General features: G+C 43.9%; 1 protein-coding gene. It reads left to right on the top strand.

All coding sequences use genetic code 11. The annotated features are described in order from the left end of the window. A partial coding sequence (locus ACFRAK_RS27430; protein WP_394572947.1) for a hypothetical protein occupies positions 1–287 on the top strand: 287 nt, incomplete at both ends.

Below are 287 nucleotides of genomic sequence, written 5' to 3'. Positions count from 1 at the left end.
ATGCCGTTCTTAATGGCGTCCCCTTCCAGTTCTGTAAAGGATGTATTATATCAAACAAATCAACACCTGAAGGAATACGAAGCTTTTGTGGATGAAGAAAGTGCAGCTGCCTGTGAGAGCGATCTGGAATCAATAGACCACTATGTTGTGCTTGAAGAAGATGTTCATATCGATTTTACCGCACCGCTGATCTGCACTATGTACAGCCATGAAGACCGACTGACCATGAGGTTTGCTTACCATACGGAGTGGGTTGACTCAGAATTCGTTAACGATGTTGCAGATCA

Source organism: Peribacillus sp. NPDC056705 (genome assembly GCF_043656335.1).
The sequence above is the reverse complement of the archived record's forward strand: the minus strand, read 5'-3'. Positions and strand labels throughout refer to the sequence as shown.